A 19,995-nucleotide genomic window follows, 5' to 3' on the forward strand; every position below is an offset into this window, starting at 1 on the left:
TCGCCCGCCCGCCGAAGGTACCGCCGGGCCCGCGCGCCGTCCGCCGGTCGTGACCCGTGCCACCGGAAGGCCCCGGCCCGGCCGTCCCGTCGGCGGGGAACTTCCGCATGGTTCGGCCGGTCCCGGGTAGTTCGGGGGTGACGGGCGATGTGAGGTGGGTGGGATGGCGGGATCGCGGTTGCCGGGCGACGGCTCCGGCGCACCTGATCTTCGTCGGTCGGTCCTCGCCGCCGCGGTGATCGGGGTGGCGGTGATGGCCGCCGTCGACGAGATCGTCTTCCACCAGATCCTCGGCTGGCACCACTTCTACGACCGGTCCACCCTCTCCGTCGGGCTGCTCTCCGACGGGCTGCTGCACTCGGCCGAGCTGCTCGCCCTGGTCGGCGGCTTCTTCTGGTTCGCCGACCTGCGCCGCCGGGGCGCCCTGGTGCCCCGGGCCGCCTGGGGCGGGTTCCTGCTCGGCGCGGGGGCGTTCCAGCTCTTCGACGGGATCGTCGACCACAAGGTGCTGCGACTGCACCAGATCCGCTACGGGGTGCACCTGCTCCCGTACGACGTGGTGTGGAACGTGGCGGCGGTGGCGCTGCTGCTGCTCGGCGCGTGGGTGACCTGGCGGACGCGGTCCCGCTCCGGCCGCGACGCCCGGTGACGGCGCTCGCGCACACCGGTGCCGCCGCGGGGCCCGCCCCGCTGCCGCTCGCGGCGGTCGCGCTGCTCGCCGCCGGCTACCTGCTGGCCGTGTCCCGCGACCGGCGCGGCTGGCGTCGCCGGCGTACGGTCGCCTGGCTGGCCGGCTGCGCGGTGCTCGCGGTCGCCCTCGGCCCGCTGGCGGGCGGGCCCGGCGACCCGCGCGTGCACATGGCCCAGCACCTGCTGCTGGGCATGGTCGCGCCGCTCGCGCTGGCCCTCGGCGCGCCGGTGACCCTGCTGCTGCGGGTCGTGCCGCCGGCGGCCGGCCGTCGGGTGGGCCGGTTCCTGCGGGCCCGGCCGGTGCACGTGCTCGCCCATCCGGTGACGGCGGCGCTGCTCACCACCGGCGGGCTGGCGCTGGTGCTGCTCACGCCGCTGTACGCGGCGGCCGAGCGGAACCCCGTGCTGCACCACGCCCTGCACGTGCACTACGTCGCCGCCGGCTACCTGTTCGCCTGGTCGGTGGCCGGCCCGGACCCGGCGCCGCGCCGGCCGGGCCCGGCGGTGCGGGTCGGCGCTCTGCTCGCGGCGGGGGCCGGGCACGCCGTGCTGGCGAAGTACCTCTACGCGCACGCCGCCACCCTGCCGCCCGGGCTGCCCGAACGGGACGTCGACGCGCTGCGGGCGGCGGCCCGGTTGATGTACTACGGCGGCGACGTCGCCGAACTGCTGCTCGCCACCGCCCTCTTCGCGGCCTGGTACCACCGGCGTCGGCCCCGCCGACCGGCACCCGCCGCCGGCGCGGGCCCGCCCGGCGGCGAGGCCGTCCCGGTCAGCCGGTGTACGCCTTCCCGGCCGTCAGCCGGAGCGTGAACCCGGCGTCGTCGCGCTGCCAGGTGACGTGGTTGCAGGACTGGTAGGTGATCCAGAGGCCGAGCCCGCCGGGGGCGTCGTCGGACACGGGGAGCAGCCCGCAGAACGGGTCGCCCGGCCCGTCGCCGCCGTCGCTGACCGTCGCCACGATGCGGTCGTCGCCGGCCCACACGCGCAGTCGGACCGGCGGCCTGCCGTGGCGCAGGGCGTTGGTGACGATCTCGCTCACCGCGACGACCAGATCCTCCACGTCGTCGACCGGCACCTGGCCCTGGTCGACCTTGTGCACGGCGGCGCGCGCCTCGGCCGCCGTCGGGTCCGTCAGCTCCACGGCCGGTGGCTGCGCCTGGAGGGGGTCGGCCACGATCCGGCGGCTCTGCCGCAGGTATTCCCTCGGCGGCGTCCAGGTCGGGCTGGGCACGTGCCGCCCGTCGGGGGTGGCGAACCGGGGGTGCGTCCGGGCCACGTCCGCCAGCACCTCCGGCGGCGTGATCCGGTTGTCGTACGCGCACATGCTCCACAGCGGGAAGTCGTCGTACGCGTGGTTTATCGCCGACTCGTAGCGGGCCCACCAGTCCCAGGTCGCCCCGAACGAGACCGGGGGCACCTCACCGATGATCCGGATCTGCCCGGCGCCGGCGGCCACCTGCGCGGCGAGAAGCTGGCGGTAGGAACGGATGGCGGCGGCGGGCCGGGCGTAGACGTCGCCCCCGGGCAGGAACTCGACCCCGGAACCGGCCGGCAGTGCCGAGCGGACCAGCCCGCCGGTGCGCTCGCCCAGGGCCACGAACGTCGGCTCGCCCGCCTCGACGCCGCCGAGCAGGAACGGCACCGCCACGGCGAGCAGTTCGTCGTCGGAGTCGTAGCGCACGGCCTCGTGGTAGTAGCCGTGGTGCTGGGCGGCCGCACCCGTCCTCATGGCGTGACCTCCACCCGCACGCCGGGCAGGTCCAGCAGCTCCACCAGGCGGGCCGCGGCCGAGCGGGGGGTGCGCAGCACGGCGGTCGCGCCGCGGTGGTGCGCGTACTCGGCCAGGTGGGCCAGGGCGCGGTGGTCCACGAAACGCAGGTCGGCCGCCGACAGCACCAGCTCGCCGTCGGTGGGTCGCAGGTCGGCGCGGTCCAGGGCGGTGCGGAACAGGTCGTGGTTCGACATGTCCAGCTCGCCGGCGAGCGCGGCGTGCCCGTCGGCGGGTGCCACGGCGTACAACCGGAACAGCAGGTCCTCGACGTTGGTCTGCGGGTGCATGCAGGCCAACTCGGTGACCGCCCGGTCGCCAAGCTTCAGCCGGTGGTAGGCGCACATGGCCTTGAACGGCCGGGTGCGCATGTAGCGGTCGATCTGGTGCTCGTAGCGGGTGAAGACGTCGAGCTGGGTCGGGGTGCGGACGAGTTCGGTGGCCTCCGCGACCACGCGCAGTCCGGTGTGGCCGGCGGCCAGCGCCTCGTCCGTGGCGGCCGCGTAGGCGGCGACCTGCGTCGCCGGGTCGACGACCTGGTCGGGCGAGTAGGTGGAGACCAGGGGGACCACCTCGGCGGCGCCCCGGCGCACCGCGTCGGTGAAGCTCGGCAGCGCGTGCAGCCGCTCGGCCACCAGGTCCGAGGAGCGTGGTGTCACGTACCAGAAGCGCTCGCCGGCCGCGAGGGCCGCGGCGAGGTGGCGCTCCGCCTGGTCGGCGAGGGACTCCAGGTCGTCGTACGACCAGCAGATGTGACTGCCCGGCGCGGTCCGCCGTTCGCTGCTGATCATGCTGGTCGCCTCACGCTGACCAGTGTAGGCCGCCCCGGAACGGACGCCGGGCCCGCGACCTGCCCGGGACGCCGGGGACGGGGGCTTTCGACCGGTTCGTCGCCCGGGGCGGGCCTACCGGCCGGCCGTTCCGTCCCGGGGTCTGCGCCGGCGCGCCGGGACCGGGTGGCCGCCGACATCACCCGCCCGGTCGGGCAGGCCGCGCCCGGTCAGGCGCTCCGCGCGCCACTGAGGCGCTCGGTGCGGGGAAAGGACGCCCAGATGTTCTTGGTGGTGCCCGTGGCGTACCAGCCGACGTCGAGGGAGAGGGCGCGGGCCAGCTCCAGGCCGCGCCCGCCGTCGCCGACGGGCCGGGCCTCGGCGAGCTGCGGCAGGGACCCCAGGTCGTGGTCGGCGACGTCGAGGATGAGGTAGTCGTCGGTCGCGAGCAGCCGGACGATGGTCGGCGGGATCCCGTGGCGCAGGGCGTTCGTCGCCAGCTCCGTGGCGATCAGCGCGACGAGCTCGGGAACCTCCGCCAGGGCCTTGCCCTCACCGAGCACGTCGCCGGTCAGTTCCTCGTGCAGGGACGCCCGCAGGGCACGCAGGTCCACCGGCTCCTGCAACGTCCACCGCCGCAGCTCAACGGCCTGCGCCGGGGGTGTGGAACTGCTCAGCTGGCCCATGGTTCCGTTCTACCCGATCTCCGGCCGGCTCACTCCAGGGCTCATCGGTCGGCGCACCGGATCGTGGGTGCCCCGGGGCACCCCCGGACGGCAGCGACGCACCCGCTCGGCGGCCATCCGTCCGCCCACCGCCAACCCGTGCCGCTCCACCGCCGTCAGCCCGTACGCCCCGCAGGTCGGCGTGAAGCGGCACCGCCCCGGCCAGTGCGGCGACAGCCACCGGCGGTAGCCCCGGATCGCCGCCACGCCCGCCCGGTCCAGCACCGGCGCCCGGGTCGCCGCCGCCGTCGCCGCGCCGAGCGTCAGCAGGGTCGAGAACAGCCCCAGGTCGCAGCAGTCGCAGCAGCCGTCGGGGTTCTTCGACTTCGACATGAGCCGTTGCTGCCGGCGGTTCTCGCGGGCCGTCTCCCGGAGGCGTCTGAACATCACGGTCCGATCATCGGCCAGCGCGACGACCGACGCGCCGTCGCCCCCGGCGCCGACCGGCCGGTGGGACCCGGAGGCGGTGCCGACCCGGACGCGGTATCGACCGGACGCGACAGGTACCGCCGGTGGCCGCATGCCGGGCGAGGGTCGCGGGTAGTGCACAGGCAATGACCGAGAGGAGAACGCCGTGCCCAGCACCACGATGCCGATGCTCGAGACGTACCCGAAGTCGATCAACCTGGACCGGGCCAAGCTGGCCGCCGTCGTCGAGGCGCTCAACACCTGCGCCCAGGCGTGCACCGCCTGCGCCGACGCCTGCCTGAGCGAGGACATGGTCGCCGAGCTGACGAAGTGCGTACGGACGAACCTGGACTGCGCGGACATCTGCACGACGACCGCCCGGGTGCTGTCCCGGCACACCGGCTACGACGCCAACATCACCCGCACGCTGCTGGAGGCATGCGCCACCGCCTGCAAGTCCTGCGGCGACGAGTGCGCCGGCCACGCGGGCATGCACGAGCACTGCCGGATCTGCGCCGAGGCCTGCCGCGCGTGCGAGCGGGCCTGCCGGGACCTGCTCGCCACCATGAGCTGACCGTCCCCGGACGACCCGGCGCCGGCACCCTGCGTGGGGTGCCGGCACCGTGCCGTCCGCGGCGACGGTCAGCGCAACCGGACCGGACCGGCGTCGATCCGGACGCGGAACAGGGCGTACGGCTTGCGCCGGAGGTCCTGCCCGCGCTGGTACTTCGCCTGGCGGTGCAACTGGTTGGCGGTCACGTACAGGTGCCCGTCGCTCGCCACGGACATGGTGTCGGGCCACAGCAGCCGCGGGTCGTGCGCCACGGTCTCGTACCCGCCGTCGGGGAGACGGCGCAGCACGGCGTCGTGCTCGTACGACGTGAGGTAGAGCCGGCCGGCGTCGTCGGTCTCCAGGCCGTCGGAGGCGCCGCCCTTGTCGCCCTCGTCCACCACCGACGCGGCGACCCGGTCGTCGGCCGTCGACCGGTCGGTGAGCGCGTCGACGGACACGCTGTACCAGCGGCGGGAGGCGAGCGGGCAGTAGTGGAGCCGGGATCCGTCGGCGGAGATGGCGATGCCGTCCGCGCCCATCGTCACCGGCTTCGGCGGCCCGTCGGCGGGACGCTCCAGGAACGGCCGGCCCTCGACCACGGGCCGGAACGTCTCCAGCGGCTCGGCCTTCGTGGACGGATGGTCGTGCAGCCGCCGCCAGGACGTGCCGCTGGCCAGGTCCACCACGATGATCCCGTTCGGGCCGGAGTCGGAGGAGTCGGTGACGTAGGCGGTGCCCGCCTCGCCGCGGCGCAGGTCGAAGCGCACGTCGTTGAGGTAGGTGCTGGGCAGGGCGACGTCGGTCGGGAAGGTGATCACCTGGGCGACGGTGTCGGTGTCCAGGTCGACGCGGACCAGTTTCGGGCCGCCGGGCGTGGTGGGGCGGAACATCGGGCTGCCGGTGTCGAGGACCCAGAGCCGGTCGGCGGGGTCGACGACGACGCTCTGCACCGACACGAACGCCTCCGCGTCGTCGTCGCCCGACGGGCTGTTCCACCGTTCGTCGGGGAAGGGCACCTCGCGGCCGTCGCGCAGCTCGACCACCGTGGCGGGCACCTCGTCGCCCCACTTCGGGAAGTTGACGAAGATCCGGCCGGTGTGCGAGACGCTCACGCCGGTGGGCATCGGGCCGGTGAAGGCGTGGACGAGTTCCAGCTCACCGACCGGCTCGCGCACGTGCATGCGTCATCTCCCTCTCGCGCGGGGTCGACCGTCGGGCTTCCCGGCGCCCACTGCCGCAAACCCCCGTTTCCCAACGCCGGGCCGATCCGCCGGCCGATACCCGGTGGGGGTATGTAGGGTGGTCGTGAGGAGGCGCAGATGCCCCAGGAGACGCACCACCACGACGGCCACCCGCCCCGCGCGACGGGTACCTCCGACACGCACGCCGGCCAGCACGCTCATGGCGCGGGCGGGCACGCCGGGCACGACAAGCACGCCGGGCACGACCCGGAGATGTTCCGCAGGAAGTTCTGGCTGAGCCTGGCGCTGACGGTGCCGATCGTGCTGACCAGCGACATGGTGATGGACTGGTTCGGCTACCGGCTGGAGTTCCCGGGCGTGACCTGGGTCGGCCCGGTCCTCGGCACCGTCGTCTTCCTCTACGGCGGCTGGCCGTTCCTGGTCGGGGCCGTGCGGGAGGTGCGCGACCGGGCGCCCGGCATGATGCTGCTCATCGCGATGGCCATCACGGTGGCGTACGTCGCCTCGGCGGCCACCGCGCTCGGCGTCTTCGACCTGGACTTCTGGTGGGAACTCGCCGCCCTGGTCACGATCATGCTGCTCGGGCACTGGCAGGAGATGAAGGCCATCGGGCAGGCGCAGGGCGCGCTGTCCGCCCTGGCGGCGCTGCTGCCCGACGACGCCGAGCGGGTGGCGGCGGACGGCGGGGTCGAGCGGGTGTCCGTGGTGGACCTGCGGGTCGACGACCTGGTGCTGGTCCGGCCCGGCGCGCGGGTGCCGGCCGACGGCCGGATCGTCGACGGCGGCGCCGAGGTGGACGAGTCCATGGTGACCGGCGAGTCGCGGCCGGTCTCCCGGGGCGTCGGGGACCGGGTGGTCGCCGGCACGGTGGCCACCGACGCGGCGATCCGGGTACGCGTCGAGGCGGTCGGCGAGGACACCGCGTTGGCCGGCATCCAGCGCCTGGTGGCCCAGGCCCAGCAGTCCAGCGGTCGCGCGCAGGTGCTCGCCGACCGCTTCGCCGCCTGGCTGTTCTACGTCGCGACAGTGGTGGCCCTGGCGACCCTGGTGACCTGGGCCGTGCTCGGCGACCTCGGTGCGGCCGTGGTGCGTACCGTCACCGTGCTGGTGATCGCCTGCCCGCACGCGCTGGGTCTGGCCATCCCGCTGGTGATCGCGCTCTCGACCGCCGTGGCGGCCAGGGGCGGGATCCTGGTCAAGGACCGGCTGGCGCTGGAGCGGATGCGCACGGTCGACGCGGTGCTGTTCGACAAGACCGGCACCCTGACCCGGGGCGAGCACGTGGTGTCGGGGGTGGCGGCCACGCGGGGCGGCAGCGAGGACGAGGTGCTCGCCCTGGCGGCGGCGGTGGAGGCGGACAGCGAGCATCCGTTGGCCCGGGCCATCGTGACCGCCGGGGCCGGGCGCGGCGTGGTCCGGCGGGCGACGGGGTTCCGCTCGTTGACCGGGCGCGGCGTCCGCGCCGAGGTCGACGGCACGGCGTACGCCGTCGGGGGTCCCGCCCTGCTGCGTGAGCTGGGCGCGCGGACGCCTGACGACCTGGCCGACCGGCAGGGCGACTGGTCGCGCCGGGGCGCGGCGGTGCTGCACCTGCTGCGCCTCGACGGGGACACGGCCACCGTCCTCGGCGCCCTGGCGCTGGAGGACCAGGTCCGCCCCGAGGCCCGCGAGGCGATCGCGGAGCTGCGGGAGCAGGGCGTCGGCAAGATCGTGATGATCACCGGGGACGCCCGGCCGGTCGCCGAGACGGTCGCCGCCGACCTCGGCTTCCGTCCCGGCGTCGACGAGGTCTTCGCCGAGGTGCTGCCCGCCGACAAGGACGACGCCGTGGCCGACCTGCAACGGCGCGGGCTGCGGGTGGCGATGGTCGGCGACGGGGTGAACGACGCCCCCGCCCTGGCCCGGGCCGACGTGGGCATCGCCATCGGCGCCGGCACCGACGTGGCGATCGAGTCCGCCGGGGTGGTGCTCGCCTCGTCCGACCCGCGGGGCGTCACCGGCGTGATCCGGCTGTCCCGGGCGTCGTACCGCAAGATGCTCCAGAACCTGGGCTGGGCGGCCGGCTACAACGTCGTTGCCCTTCCGCTGGCGGCGGGCGTGCTGGCGTGGGCCGGGGTGACGCTCAGCCCGGCGGTCGGCGCGGTCCTGATGTCCGCCTCGACGATCGTGGTGGCGCTCAACGCCCAACTGCTGCGCCGCGTACGCCTGCGCCCTCGGGAGGAGTGAGCGGCGGTCCCGCCGAACAATCCGATTGTCTTGACAAGAAAAGTTGTCGGTGGGACGCTGGACCCATGTTCGACATCGCAGTCATCGAGGACCCGGCGGCGGCCGAGGCGTCGCTGGACCCGATGCGGGCCCGGCTGCTGGCCGCGCTCGCCGAGCCGGCCTCGGCGACGATGCTCGCCGCCCGCGTCGGCCTGCCCCGGCAGAAGGTCAACTACCACCTCCGGGCGCTGGAGCAGCACGGCCTGGTCGAGCTGGTGGAGGAGCGCCGCAAGGGCAACGTGACCGAGCGGGTCATGCGGGCCACCGCGGCGTCGTACGTGATCTCGCCCGCCGCCCTCGCCGCCGTCCGGCCGGACCCGGCGCAGTCGCCGGACCGGCTGTCGGCGCGGTGGCTGCTGGCGCTGGCCGCCCGCCTGGTGCAGGACGTCGGCGCGCTCGTCACCGGCGCGGAGCGGGCGAAGCAGCGGGTGGCGACGTTCGCGGTCGACGGCACCGTCCGGTTCGCCTCGGCGGCCGACCGGGCGGCCTTCGCCGAGGAGTTGGCGGCCACCGTCACCGCCCTGGTCGGCAGATACCACGCCGAGAACGCCCCCGGCGGGCGCGAACACCGGGTGGTGGTCGCCCTGCACCCCAGCGCCGACCCCGACGACAGAACCGCGAACGAGGAGCACTGACATGGGACACCACTTCGAGCTGCGCAAGGACGTCGAGCTGGCAGCCACGCCCGAGCAGGTGTGGGAGGCCATCGCCACCGGTCCGGGCATCGACTCCTGGTTCATGGGCCGCACCGAGGTCGAGCCGGGCGAGGGCGGCCGGACCCGCCTGACGATGGCCGGCCACGTCGAGGAGTCGACGATCACCGCCTGGGAGCCCGGCAAGCGGCTCGCCGACCGCACCGAACCGGCCCCGGACGGCACGTTCATGGCCATGGAATACCTGATCGAGGGCCGCGAGCGGGGCAGCACGACCCTGCGGCTCGTCCAGAGCGGCGTCCTCGGGGACGACTGGGAGACCGAGTACGAGGCCATGGGGATCGGCTGGGACATGTACCTCGGGACGCTGGCCGCGTACCTCGCCCACTTCCCCGGCCGGACCGCGACCCCGGTGTCGGCCTTCCGCCCGGGCGTCGGCGGCGCGGACCGGGTGTGGCCGGCCGTGGCCGACGCCCTCGGCGTGGCCGGTCCGCTCGCCGAGGGGGAGCGCGTCCGGTTCACCGTCGCCGGGCTGCCGCCGATCGAGGGCGTCGTCGACCTGGCCGGCCTGCCGACCTACGTCGGTGTCCGCACCGCCGACGCGCTCTACCGGTTCCTGTACTCCGGTGCCGAGCGCGGCGACGCCCTGGTCCTCGGCCACCACGTCTTCGCGGGGCAGGACCCGGCCCCGGCCGAGCGGGCCTGGCAGGACTGGCTGGCCGCCCTGCCCGTCGGCTGACCCGACGACGAGAACGCCCGGCGGACCGGCCCGGCCGGACGCCCGGGTGAACGGGGGCCGATCCGGACGCCCGGCAGGCTGTGCCCCGGTGGGAGCCGGGCCGGCCCCGCCGGGCGTCCGGGTGTGGTCGGGGCGTGCGGACGGGGCGCCGGAGCCGTCCCGCCGCCGGTGCCGGTGGGCGTCGATTACGAGATCACCCGCGCCGGGCCGTACCCTGCGGCTGACAGTCGCGCTCCGACGTGGGCGGGATGTGGCCTGGGCAACATGGCCGCCCGGCGCTTGTTGCATGGGCTTGGCAGTTGCGGAATGCTGGCGTTAGTGGCCGGCTGCCCCGGGCGCGATGATCCAGACCATGGCCGGGGCGTCCGCCCGCTCGTGACCGTGGACCGCTGCGGGCACGTCGGCCAAGATCAGGACGCCGGCCCGGGTGCGACGCCGGGCTGTCGTGCGGAGAACAGCCCGGGAGCATGTGATGGGTACGCCTCTGTCCAAGCGCGCGGCGGCGGTGGCCGTCGCCGGTGTCCTCGCCCTGGCCGGCTGTTCCTCGCCGACGACCACGTCGACGGGCACGGCCGGCGCCGGCACGCTCGTCGTGGCGACGGCGGGTGAGCCGGACGCGCTGAACCCGGTGCTGAACTACGGCGTCGACGGCGGCTCCCTGATCTTCGACGGGCTGGTCGCCCGCGACGCCCGCAACGAGCTGGTGCCGGCGCTGGCGCGCGAGCTGCCGACCGTCTCGCCCGACGGCAGGACCGTCACCGTGAAGCTGCGCGACGGCGTGCTGTTCCACGACGGCAGCCCGTTCACCGCGCAGGACGTGGTCTTCACCTACCAGGCGGTGCTGGACCCGAAGGTCGACTCCACGCTCCGCTCCGACCTGGACATGCTCGCCTCGGTCAGCGCGCCCGACCCGTCGACCGTGGTGTTCACCCTGAAGTACGCCTACGCGCCCTTCGCGCAGCGGCTGGCCCTCGGGATCGTGCCGGCCAAGGCGCTGACCGGGCAGGACATCAACAAGGCCGAGTTCAACCGCAAGCCGGTGGGCACCGGGCCGTACCGCGTGACGTCGTGGACCCCGGGCGACCGGCTCGTGCTCGCGGCCAACGAGAGCTGGTGGGGCGGCAAGCCCGCCAACAGCGGCGTGGTGGTGGCGTTCGTCGCCGACGACAACGTCCGCGCGCAGCGGATGCGGGCGGGGGAGTTCGACGCGGCGGAGCTGGCGCCGAAGCTGACCACCGGCTTCGACGGGCAGGCCGGCTACCGGGTGGAGCGGGTGCCCACCGCCGACTACCGGGGCGTGATGCTGCCGATGGGCAACCCGGTCACCGCCGACCTCGCGGTGCGGCGGGCACTGAACGCGGCGGTGGACCGCGCGGCGATGGTCACCGGGCTGCTCGGCGGTGCCGGCGAGCCCGCGTTCGGGCCGGTCCCGCCGACGTCGGAGTTCGCCGAGCCGTCGATCGTGGGCAGCCCCGCCGCCGACCCGGCCGCCGCGACCGCCGCCCTCGACGCCGCCGGCTGGAAGCCGGGCCCGGACGGGATCCGTGCCAAGGACGGCCGGCAGGCGGCGTTCGCGCTGATGTACCCGGCCACGGACAGCCTCCGCAAGGAACTCGCCCTCGCGGTGACCGCCGACGCGAAGAAGGTCGGCATCAAGATCACCCCCGAGGGGCTGACCTGGGACGCGATCACCCCCCGGATGGGCAGCGACGCGCTCGTGATGGGCTACGGCACCCCGTACGACCCGGACTTCGTCTCCTACAAGCTGTTCGGCTCCGCCTTCGCCGGCCAGGGCTTCTTCAACCCCGGCTCCTACCGGTCGCCCGTGGTGGACAAGGCGTTGCAGGACGGCCGCGCCAACGCCGACCCGGCCGCCCGCAAGGCCGCGTACGCCACGTTCCAGAAGCAGCTCGCCACCGACGTGCCGTGGGCGTTCCTCACCTACCTCCAGCACACCTACGTGGTGAAGGACTCGGTCGCCGGGGTGACCCCCCGGGTGGAGCCGCACGAGCACGACGTCGCCAACAGCCTCTGGTGGAACATCCACACCTGGACGCGGAAGTCGTGACGACGCCCGCCCCGACAGCGAAGACCCCCGCCCCGACCGCCGCGCCACCCCCTCCGAGGACCACCGCCCGGCGTCGGCCGCGGCGGCTGGCGGGAGCCGGCAAGGTGGTCCGCCGGCGGCTGCTGGTGGCCGTGCCCATCCTCGCCGCCACCAGCGTCGGCATGTTCGCCCTCGGCGCGGCCTCGCCCATCGACCCCGCCCAGCAGTACGCGGGCGCGGCGGCGTTCACCGCCACCGAGGAGAACCTGGCGCAGATCCGCGCCAACTGGGGCGTCGACGACCCGCTGCCGGTGCAGTACCTGCGTTGGGTCGGCAACCTGCTCCAGGGCGACCTGGGCTGGTCCACCAGCCGCCACGAACCGGTCACCTCCGTGCTCGCCGCCCGCGCCGGCTGGACCCTGCTGCTCGTCGGCGCCGCCCTCGCCCTCGTCCTCGTGGCGAGCCTGCTGCTGGGCACGCTGGCCGCGTACCGGCGGGGCGGCTGGTTCGACCGGGCGCTGCGCGCCACCGCGTACGCCGTGCAGTCGATGCCGGTGTTCTGGATCGGGCTGGCCGCGATCGCGCTGTTCGCCCTCACCCTCGGGTGGCTGCCGGCGGGCGGGCTCACCGACATCACCGCCACCGGCACCGACCCCGCCGACGTGGCCCGGCACCTGATCCTGCCGGTGGGCGTGCTGGCGATCGCCCAGACGCCGTGGTTCGTGCTGTTCATCCGGGACGCCGTCGCCGACAGCCTCCGCGACGACCACGTCCTCGCCGCCCGGGCCCGGGGTCTGCCCGGCCGCACCGTCCTGTTCGGCCACGCCCTGCGCACCGCCCTGCTGCCGTTCCTCACCCTCGTCGGCACCCACCTGCCGGAGCTGATCGGCGGGGCCGTCCTGGTGGAGACCGTGTTCTCCCTGCCCGGCCTCGGCGCGGTGACCGTACAGGCCGCGCTGGGCAGCGACTTCCCGCTGCTGGCCGCCACGACCCTGGCCACCACCGTCGTGGTGCTGGCCGCGAACCTGGGCACCGACCTCGCCTACGCCGCCGCCGATCCCCGGGTACGCCTCGATGACTGACCTCGCCCTGCCCGCCCGGGTCCGGCGGCCGAAGCCGCGTACGGGCCGGGTCGGTGCCGCCCTCGCCTGGGCCGTGCTCGTCGGCGCGGGCCTGGCCTGCCTCCTCGCCCCCGTCCTCTGGCCGCTCGACGAGAGCGCGGTGGACCTGGCCCGTACCCGGCTCGCACCCTCCTGGGCGGACCCGGCCGGCACCGACGACCTGGGCCGCGACGTGGCCCACCGCAGCCTCTACGGCCTGCGGGTCTCGCTGCTCGTCGGCGCGGTCGCCGCGCTCGTCGCCACCGTGATCGGCGGCCTCGTCGGCGCGGTGGCCGGCACCCTCGGCGGCTGGGTCGACCGGGTGCTCATGCGGGTGGTCGACACCATCGCGGCGCTGCCGCACCTGCTGCTGGGCATCTTCATCGTCGCGATGCTGCGCCCGAGCCTGGGCGCGGTGATCCTGTCGATCGGGCTGACGCACTGGCTCTCCACGGCCCGCATCGTCCGGTCGGAGCTGCTCAGCCTGCGCACCCGGCCGTTCATCGACGCCGCGATCTCCGGCGGCGCGAGCCGCGCCCGGGTGATCACCCGGCACCTGCTCCCGCACGTGCTGCCCCGGTTGGCGCTGGCCACCACGCTGATGGTGCCGCACGCCGTCTGGCACGAGACCGCGCTGTCCTTCCTCGGCCTGGGCCTGCCCCCGCACCTGGCCTCGATCGGCAACATGATCAACGACGGGCAGCGGTCCCTGCTCACCGGCGCCTGGTGGGCCAGCATCGTGCCCGGCCTGCTCCTCGTCGTCGTCACGCTGGCCCTGGCCGCCCTCACCGGCCGGTGGCGCGATCGCCTCGACCCGCGCGTACGAGCGGAGCTGCACCTGTGACCACCACCCGCGAGCCCACCGCCGCCCCGGCCGACACCGCCCTCAGCGCCGCCACGGGCGACGCCACTGCCGCCGGTGGAGCCGCCGACGGTCGGCCGGGCCTGTTGGAGGTCGACGGGCTGACCGTCCGCTTCCAGCTCCGCGACGCCGTCGTGCAGGCCGTCACCGACCTGCACCTGACCATCCACCCGGGCGAACTCCTGGCGGTGGTCGGGGAGTCCGGCTGCGGCAAGTCGGTGCTCGCGCACGCCCTGCTCGGCCTGCTCCCCGGCAACGCCACCGTCACGGGTCACGCCCACCTGCGCCCGCCCACCGGGGCACAGGTCGACCTGGTCAACTCCTCGGAGCGACACCTCGCCCGCGCCGTACGCGGCCGCGCGGTCGGGCTGGTGCCGCAGAGCCCCGCCACCGCCCTGACCCCCGTACGGACGGGCCGGCGGCTGCTGGAGGAGACCCTGCGCGCCCACGGGCGCACCCGGCGCGAGGCGCCCGCGGCGGCCGAGCGGGTCGCCGACGACGTCGGGCTCGACCCCGCCGACCTCGACCGCTATCCCCACGAGCTCTCCGGCGGCATGGCCCAACGCCTGGCCACCGCCCTCGCCCTCGCCCCCGACCCGCCGCTGCTGCTCGCCGACGAACCCACCACCGGCCTCGACCGGCCCCTGGTCGACCACACCCTCGACCTGCTGCGCCGCCGCTGCGACGCCGGCGGCGCCGTCCTGCTCATCACCCACGACCTGGCCGCCGCCCGCCGGGTCGCCGACACGGTCGCCGTCATGTACGCGAGCCGGATCGTGGAACGGCGGCCGACGGCCGAACTCTTCGCGGCACCCGCCCACCCCTACACCGCCGGCCTGCTCGACGCCCTGCCCGAGCGGGCCTTCCGGCCGGTCCCCGGCCATCCGCCGATGCTCACCGACCTGCCTCCCGGCTGCGCCTTCGCCCCGCGCTGCGACCGCGCCACCGACGTCTGCCGCACCCCGCCCGCGCCCCCGGCGGGCGCCCCCGCCCGGATCGCCTGTCACCACCCGCTCACCCTCGGAGCGCCGGCATGACCAGCACCGCCGGCACGACCGGTGCCGCCGGCACGACCAGCACTGCCGGCACGACCGACACCGCCGGCATGACCACTACCGCGCTCGCCGCCCACGGGGTCGCCGTCTCCTACGGCGGCCGGCGCGTCCTCGACGGCGTCGACCTGCGCGTCGCCCCCGGCGAGACGGTCGGCCTGCGCGGGCCCTCGGGCAGCGGAAAGTCCACCCTCGCCCGGGTGCTGGCCCTGCTGCACGCCCCCGAGGCCGGGCACGTCACCCTCGACGGCCAACGGATCGCGGGCGCCCGGCACCGGCTGCCCGCCGCCGTCCGTACCCGCGTCGCGATCCTGTTCCAGAGCCCCCGCGCGGCCACCGACCCCCGGCTGGGCCTCGCCGACATCATCGCCGAACCGCTGCGCGCCACCGGCACGCCCGAGGCGCCGGCGCGGGCCCGCGCGGCGGAGCTGGCCGACCTCGTCGGCCTCACGCCCGACCTGCTCGCCCGCCGCCCCCACGCCGTCAGCGACGGGCAGCTGCAACGCGCCTGCCTCGCCCGCGCGCTCGTGCACCGGCCGGACTACCTGCTCTGCGACGAGGCCACCGCCATGCTCGACGCCTCCACCCAGGCGCACCTCGCGGCCGTCATCACCGACTACCAGCGGGAGCACGCCGCCGGGGTCCTGCTCATCACCCACGACCCGGCGCTGATGGCCCGCTGGGCCACCCGGGTGGTCGACCTGCCGCCCCCGCCGCAGCCCTGACCGGCCCGCCTCCCCCCGGGCCGCGCCGCCGCCTACGGGGTACGGGCCGACGTCGCGGCGGGATCACCGGACTCGGTGCCGTCGGCGCGGCCGGCGGCGGCCAGGAACGAGTTGTAACGGGCCAGGTCGTCCGGCTCGCCGGTGGCCTCGGCGCGGGCGGCGGCCCGGTCGAGGCGGGCCTGCTCCCGCCCGTCGGCGCGGATCCACTGGCGGACCAGCACGACCAGCACGACCGCGGCGGGGATCTCCCCGAACGCCCAGGCGATGCCCGCGCCCAGCCGCTGGTCCTCCAGCAGCGACGACGCCCAGTCGGGGTGGACGGCGACGTACCAGTCCGGGGCGATGAGGCTGGTGGTCTGCATCAGCACGAGGCCGAAGAAGCCGTGCGCCATCATCGCCGCGAGGTGGATGATCACCAGGATGGGGTGGGGGAGCCTCGGCCGGCCCGGGTCGACCCCGATGAGCACCCAGAACAGCAGGTACCCGGCGACCACGAAGTGCGTGAGCATGGCCAGGTGGCCGAGGTGGGAGCGCATCAGCGTGCCGAGCAGGTCGCTGAGGTAGAGGCCGAAGAGGCTGCCGGCGTAGATGCCCAGTGCGACCAGGGGGTGGGTGAGCAGCCTCGCGGGCCGGCTGTGCAGCGCCAGCAGCAGCCACTCCCGGGCGCCACGGACCTGCGGGTCGGCGGGGCGCCGCAGGGCGCGCAGCGCGAGGGTGACCGGGGCGCCGCCGACGAGCAGGATCGGCACCAGCATCGACAGCACCATGTGCTGCACCATGTGGGCGCTGAACAGCACGTACGCGTAGCGGGCCACGCCCAGGTTGGTGACGGCGGCCAGCAGCAGCAGGCCGGCCGACCAACTCGCGGTCCGGGCCAGCGGCCAGCGGTGCCCGGCACGGTGCAGCCGCCACACCCCGGCCAGGTAGCCGCCGATGCCGAGGACGGTGAGGGTCAGGAAGAACATGTCCGGCAGCGGCTGGCCCACCAGGCGTTCCGGGGTCGGCGCGGCGGGCATCGGGAAGCCGAGCAGCTCGGTGATCGGATCGGCGTCGAGCGGGTCCTGCGTCACCGGGGTGGGGCTGCGGGACAACGCCACCGCCAGCCCGACGGTGGCGGCGAACACGACCACCTCGCCGGCGGCCAGCCGGGCGAACGCGCCGCGTCGACCCGCGCGCAGGGCCGGCAGGGTCCGCGACCGGTGCACGGCGCCCAGGGTGCCCAGGACCGCCAGGGCGACGAGCTTGCCGAGGACCAGCCAGCCGTACCGGGACTGCCAGAGCTGGGCCACGTCGCCGAGGCGTACGGCCGCGTTGGCCGATCCGCTCACCGCGACGGCCACGAAGCAGCCCAGGGCGAGGCGGCCGTACCGGTGGGCGGCGTCGGCGAGCTGCCGGCTGCGGCGGACCATCAGCAGCGCCACCAGCCCGCCGACCCAGAGGACGGCGGCCAGCACGTGCAGGGCGAGGCTGGACACCGCGATCTGGTGGTTGCCCGCCCCGGCGGCGTGCCCGGTGAACGCCGGCGGCAGCACCCCGACCAGCGCGACCAGCGCCGTCACGGCGGCGAGCCCGCGCGACACGCCCGCCCGGGCCAGCACCGCCACCGCCAGCGCCAGCCCCGCCTGGAGCAGCAGCGCCTGCCCCTGCGAGATCGAGGTGGCGAAGCTGACCACGGTGGGGACGCCGAGCCCGTCCACGGGGACGCCGAGCAGGTCCGAGACCGTCAGCACGATCAGCGTCACCGCGGCCACCGCCCAGCCCGCCGCCGCCGTGCCCGCGCGGCGCAGCAGCAGCCAGCCGTACGCCGAGACGCTCCGCCCGTCGCCGGGCAGCAGGAAGGCCGCCGTCACCAGCATTCCGACCGTCAGGGTGGCGAGGCCGTCGGCGAGCAGCCGGACCACGGGCAGCGCCCACGCCGTAACCGGCCCCGGGTCCGGCAGCCCGGGGATCGCGACCGCGAGCGCGTCGCCGGCCCGCAGGCCGAGCAGGAGTACGGCCACCGCCGACGCCACGGCCGCGACGGGTACGAGCCACGCGCCACGCCCCCGGGAGCCGGGACGGACGCCGGCGCCGGGCGGGCCCACGACCGGTCCGGCGTCACCGGCCGCCGTCGTCGCCACGGAGTCGGCGCCCGGGCCCCGGGCGGGCTGGACGGGGCGGGAGGTGGTGTCTGGCACGTCGGTGTCCCTTGGGTTCGGGGGAGGGCGGCGGCTCGCGTCCGGGGCGGCCCGGGGCGCGGTGCCGGAAAATTGGGGTCGGGGTGCTGCCGGTCAGCGGGTCCCGCGGCGCCGGCGCAGCAGCAGCGCGGTCCCGCCGAGGACGGCCACCAGGACCCCTGCGGCCAGCAGCACGCCGCCCGTCCCGAGGCCGCCGGAGCCGGTCGCGGCGGCGGGGTCGACCGACCCGGCGGCCGGCGAGGCGGCGGCAGCGGCCGGCGGCGTGGCGGCGGCGGACGGGGCCGCGACGGCGGCCGGCGGATCGGCGACCGCCCCCGTCGCCGTGCTCGCCCCGCCGCCGGCGACGGTGAACCGGTACGACCCCTGCACCGGATGCCCGTCGGCGGAGACGATCCGGTAGGCGACGGTGTAGGTGCCCTCGCCCAGCGTCTCGACGACGGTCACCGTGCCCTTCGTACCGTCAACGGTGGGCCCGCCGGTGGGGATCTTCCGCCGGGCGGCGTCGGTCAGCGCGATGGTGGTGAAGGTCGGGTCGAGCCGCTGCGCGAACTCCAGGGTGACCCGCGTCGGCGGCGTCGTCAGGCGCTCGCCGTCGGCGGGGCTGGCGGCCCGCAGCGTGTTGTGCGCGGCGGCGGGGGCGGCCGGTACGAGCAGCAGCGCGGCGGCGGCCAGCGCGGCGGCGACGAGGGCCGCGACGGTCGGGCGGCGGAACGGGGTGTGCATGTCTGGCGCTTCTCCTGGTTGGTGGTGGTCAGCCGGGCGGCTGGTGACCGGTCAGGCCGCGCGGCGGTCGGAGACGCGGGCGGAGCCGGGATACGGCGACGGGAGCAGCCGCAGCCCCGGCGACTCCGTGGGCTCGTCGGCGGGCAGGCTCCAGCGGGGTTCGTCCGGGCGGCTGCGCCGCGACGGGCCGTCGGGGCGCAGCCCCGGGCGGGACAGGGCGACGACGATGACGTAGCCCGCGAGCAGGAAGCCGTGGCTGACCAGCCGGGCGGTGTCCACCCAGCCGGTCAGCAGGTCGTTGACCGACAGCAGCGCCAGCATGCCGACGAAGGCGCTCAACATCGGCACCAGCCCGGTCGGCGGGGTGCGCCGGGCGGCGACGAAGAGGAAGCCCGCGCCCACGGCGACGTTCCACGCCGCCGACTCGTGCCACAGGTGTCCCGACATCAGCCCGCCGGCCGCCGCGTGCGCGTGGGCGCTCGCCGTGCCGCGTCCGATCTGCGCCAGGCCCAGCACGAGTTGCAGCGCCCCGACCAGGCCCAGGACCGCCCGCAGGGTGAGCACGACCCGCTCCCGCCGGCGGCGCGGAGCCGGGGCGGGCAGCGCGCCGAGGATGACGTCGGTGCGGTCGTCACCGGCGACGGCGACCGACAGCCGCGCCCGGCGGGTCACCGCCGTGGCCCGGTCGTACCACGTCCGGCAGCCGGCGCAGCCGGCCAGGTGGGCCGCCACGGCTGTCCGCTCGGCGGCGGTCTCCTCCCCGTCCAACTGCGCCGACAGCACCTCACGCCACTGCTCACACCCCATGTACCGGTAGTCGTCCCGGACCCGTCGTTGGTTCCCGCGCAGTTTCGTGGGCCGTCGTCTTCCCGCAGGTCAGCGCGGCGGGACGGGTCAGCCGGTGGCGCCGCCGCCCCGGCCCGCGTCCGGCTCCGACCAGCCGTGCGCGGCGGCGACCAGATCCTCCCGGGCCCGGGCCACCCGGGAGCGGATGGTGCCCACCGGGCAGCCGCACACCTCCGCGGCCTCGGCGTAGGACAGGCCCAGCACCTGGGTGGCGACGAACGCCTCCCGCCGGTCCCTCGGCAACGCCGCGATGAGGCGTTCGAGCACGACCTGCCGGTCGAAGCCGCTGCGCGCCGGGTCGGGGACGTCGTACCCGTCGGGCATCGGCACCGTGCGCGGCCGCGACGTGACGGTACGGACGTGGTCCGCCGCGACCCGGCGGGCGATGGCGAGCAGCCACGTCCGCGTCGAGGAGCGTCCGGCGTACGACGGCAGCGACCGCATCGCTCGCAGGAAGGTCTCCTGGGTCAGGTCGTCCGCCTCGCGGGGCGTGACCAGCGCGGCGAGGAAGCGGCGAACCTGCTGCTGCGTCGCCCGGACGAAGCAGGCGGCGGCCGTCGGGTCACCCCGGCCGGCGGCCAGCGCCCACGCGGTCAGCTCCGCGTCGTCAGCCATCCGGCACCTCCGTGTCGGGCCACCGGAGGGCGGGTGCCCGACGGTGATCACGACGGGTCGTAGTAGTGACTG

20 protein-coding genes are annotated in these 19,995 nt (G+C 75.7%); 11 read left to right on the forward strand and 9 right to left on the reverse strand.

Annotation, left to right across the window (positions count from 1 at the left end; genetic code table 11):
• Positions 1 to 163: 163 nt before the first annotated feature.
• On the forward strand, positions 164 to 649 hold the full coding sequence (locus ACN27A_RS24830) for a DUF2243 domain-containing protein (protein WP_421457035.1): 486 nt from the start codon (positions 164 to 166) through the stop codon (positions 647 to 649).
• Entirely contained in the window at positions 601 to 1,503 is a 903-nt protein-coding gene (locus ACN27A_RS24835) for a cytochrome c oxidase assembly protein (protein WP_421457036.1), read from the forward strand. The genes ACN27A_RS24830 and ACN27A_RS24835 overlap by 49 nt, the downstream gene beginning before the upstream one ends.
• On the opposite strand, the gene ACN27A_RS24840 is transcribed toward ACN27A_RS24835, so the two are convergent.
• From ACN27A_RS24840 to yidD, 4 genes are all read right to left on the reverse strand, one after another.
• Positions 1,463 to 2,422 carry an anti-sigma factor RsbA family regulatory protein gene (locus ACN27A_RS24840; RefSeq protein ID WP_421457037.1) on the reverse strand — a complete coding sequence of 320 codons (960 nt, stop codon included), beginning with the start codon at positions 2,420 to 2,422 and terminating at the stop codon, positions 1,463 to 1,465. The genes ACN27A_RS24835 and ACN27A_RS24840 overlap by 41 nt on opposite strands.
• Entirely contained in the window at positions 2,419 to 3,252 is an 834-nt protein-coding gene (locus ACN27A_RS24845) for an MEDS domain-containing protein (RefSeq protein ID WP_421457038.1), read from the reverse strand. Before ACN27A_RS24845 ends, ACN27A_RS24840 begins: the two co-directional genes overlap by 4 nt.
• Positions 3,253 to 3,461: 209 nt before the next feature.
• Entirely contained in the window at positions 3,462 to 3,917 is a 456-nt protein-coding gene (locus tag ACN27A_RS24850) for an ATP-binding protein (protein WP_421457039.1), read from the reverse strand.
• A gap of 9 nt (positions 3,918 to 3,926) precedes the next feature.
• Entirely contained in the window at positions 3,927 to 4,343 is a 417-nt protein-coding gene (gene yidD / locus ACN27A_RS24855; protein ID WP_225852250.1) for a membrane protein insertion efficiency factor YidD, read from the reverse strand.
• Positions 4,344 to 4,530: 187 nt separating this feature from the next.
• Between yidD and ACN27A_RS24860 the strand changes: the two genes are divergently transcribed.
• Positions 4,531 to 4,938, forward strand: a complete 408-nt coding sequence (locus ACN27A_RS24860; RefSeq protein ID WP_225852248.1) for a four-helix bundle copper-binding protein — start codon at positions 4,531 to 4,533, stop codon at positions 4,936 to 4,938.
• 68 nt (positions 4,939 to 5,006) lie between these two features.
• Here the strand turns inward: ACN27A_RS24860 and ACN27A_RS24865 are convergent, their stop codons facing one another.
• Positions 5,007 to 6,098, reverse strand: a complete 1,092-nt coding sequence (locus ACN27A_RS24865) for an L-dopachrome tautomerase-related protein (RefSeq protein WP_421457040.1) — start codon at positions 6,096 to 6,098, stop codon at positions 5,007 to 5,009.
• A 138-nt stretch (positions 6,099 to 6,236) separates the two neighbouring features.
• Here ACN27A_RS24865 and ACN27A_RS24870 point away from each other — a divergent pair, with 138 nt between their 5' ends.
• From ACN27A_RS24870 to ACN27A_RS24905, 8 genes are all read left to right on the forward strand, one after another.
• Positions 6,237 to 8,345: a heavy metal translocating P-type ATPase gene (locus tag ACN27A_RS24870; protein ID WP_421457041.1), complete on the forward strand. Its 2,109-nt coding sequence runs from the start codon at positions 6,237 to 6,239 to the stop codon at positions 8,343 to 8,345.
• 65 nt (positions 8,346 to 8,410) lie between these two features.
• The gene (locus tag ACN27A_RS24875) at positions 8,411 to 9,019 is read left to right on the forward strand and encodes an ArsR/SmtB family transcription factor (protein ID WP_421457042.1); all 609 of its coding nucleotides are present in this window, start codon (positions 8,411 to 8,413) and stop codon (positions 9,017 to 9,019) included.
• Position 9,020: 1 nt separating this feature from the next.
• Positions 9,021 to 9,776 carry an SRPBCC family protein gene (locus tag ACN27A_RS24880; RefSeq protein WP_132231800.1) on the forward strand — a complete coding sequence of 252 codons (756 nt, stop codon included), beginning with the start codon at positions 9,021 to 9,023 and terminating at the stop codon, positions 9,774 to 9,776.
• A gap of 472 nt (positions 9,777 to 10,248) precedes the next feature.
• Entirely contained in the window at positions 10,249 to 11,844 is a 1,596-nt protein-coding gene (locus ACN27A_RS24885; protein WP_421457043.1) for an ABC transporter substrate-binding protein, read from the forward strand.
• Entirely contained in the window at positions 11,811 to 12,905 is a 1,095-nt protein-coding gene (locus ACN27A_RS24890) for an ABC transporter permease (RefSeq protein ID WP_421457044.1), read from the forward strand. Before ACN27A_RS24885 ends, ACN27A_RS24890 begins: the two co-directional genes overlap by 34 nt.
• The gene (locus ACN27A_RS24895) at positions 12,898 to 13,767 is read left to right on the forward strand and encodes an ABC transporter permease (RefSeq protein ID WP_421457045.1); all 870 of its coding nucleotides are present in this window, start codon (positions 12,898 to 12,900) and stop codon (positions 13,765 to 13,767) included. The genes ACN27A_RS24890 and ACN27A_RS24895 overlap by 8 nt, the downstream gene beginning before the upstream one ends.
• Complete coding sequence (locus ACN27A_RS24900; protein WP_421457046.1) at positions 13,764 to 14,822, forward strand: ABC transporter ATP-binding protein; 1,059 nt, start codon at positions 13,764 to 13,766, stop codon at positions 14,820 to 14,822. The genes ACN27A_RS24895 and ACN27A_RS24900 overlap by 4 nt, the downstream gene beginning before the upstream one ends.
• Complete coding sequence (locus ACN27A_RS24905) at positions 14,819 to 15,562, forward strand: ABC transporter ATP-binding protein (RefSeq protein ID WP_421457047.1); 744 nt, start codon at positions 14,819 to 14,821, stop codon at positions 15,560 to 15,562. Before ACN27A_RS24900 ends, ACN27A_RS24905 begins: the two co-directional genes overlap by 4 nt.
• 32 nt (positions 15,563 to 15,594) lie before the next feature.
• On the opposite strand, the gene ACN27A_RS24910 is transcribed toward ACN27A_RS24905, so the two are convergent.
• From ACN27A_RS24910 to ACN27A_RS24925, 4 genes are all read right to left on the reverse strand, one after another.
• Positions 15,595 to 17,739 (reverse strand): cytochrome c oxidase assembly protein, encoded by a 2,145-nt coding sequence (locus ACN27A_RS24910; RefSeq protein WP_421457048.1) that lies wholly within the window; start codon positions 17,737 to 17,739, stop codon positions 15,595 to 15,597.
• Between the two features lie 93 nt (positions 17,740 to 17,832).
• Positions 17,833 to 18,462 carry a copper resistance CopC family protein gene (locus ACN27A_RS24915; protein ID WP_421457049.1) on the reverse strand — a complete coding sequence of 210 codons (630 nt, stop codon included), beginning with the start codon at positions 18,460 to 18,462 and terminating at the stop codon, positions 17,833 to 17,835.
• A gap of 51 nt (positions 18,463 to 18,513) precedes the next feature.
• Positions 18,514 to 19,269 (reverse strand): zf-HC2 domain-containing protein, encoded by a 756-nt coding sequence (locus tag ACN27A_RS24920; protein WP_421457050.1) that lies wholly within the window; start codon positions 19,267 to 19,269, stop codon positions 18,514 to 18,516.
• Positions 19,270 to 19,356: 87 nt separating this feature from the next.
• Complete coding sequence (locus tag ACN27A_RS24925; protein ID WP_421457051.1) at positions 19,357 to 19,923, reverse strand: sigma-70 family RNA polymerase sigma factor; 567 nt, start codon at positions 19,921 to 19,923, stop codon at positions 19,357 to 19,359.
• Positions 19,924 to 19,995 lie beyond the last annotated feature (72 nt).

The organism is Micromonospora sp. WMMD737 (assembly GCF_049179055.1).
GTDB classification, from domain to species: Bacteria; Actinomycetota; Actinomycetes; order Mycobacteriales; family Micromonosporaceae; genus Micromonospora; species Micromonospora reichwaldensis.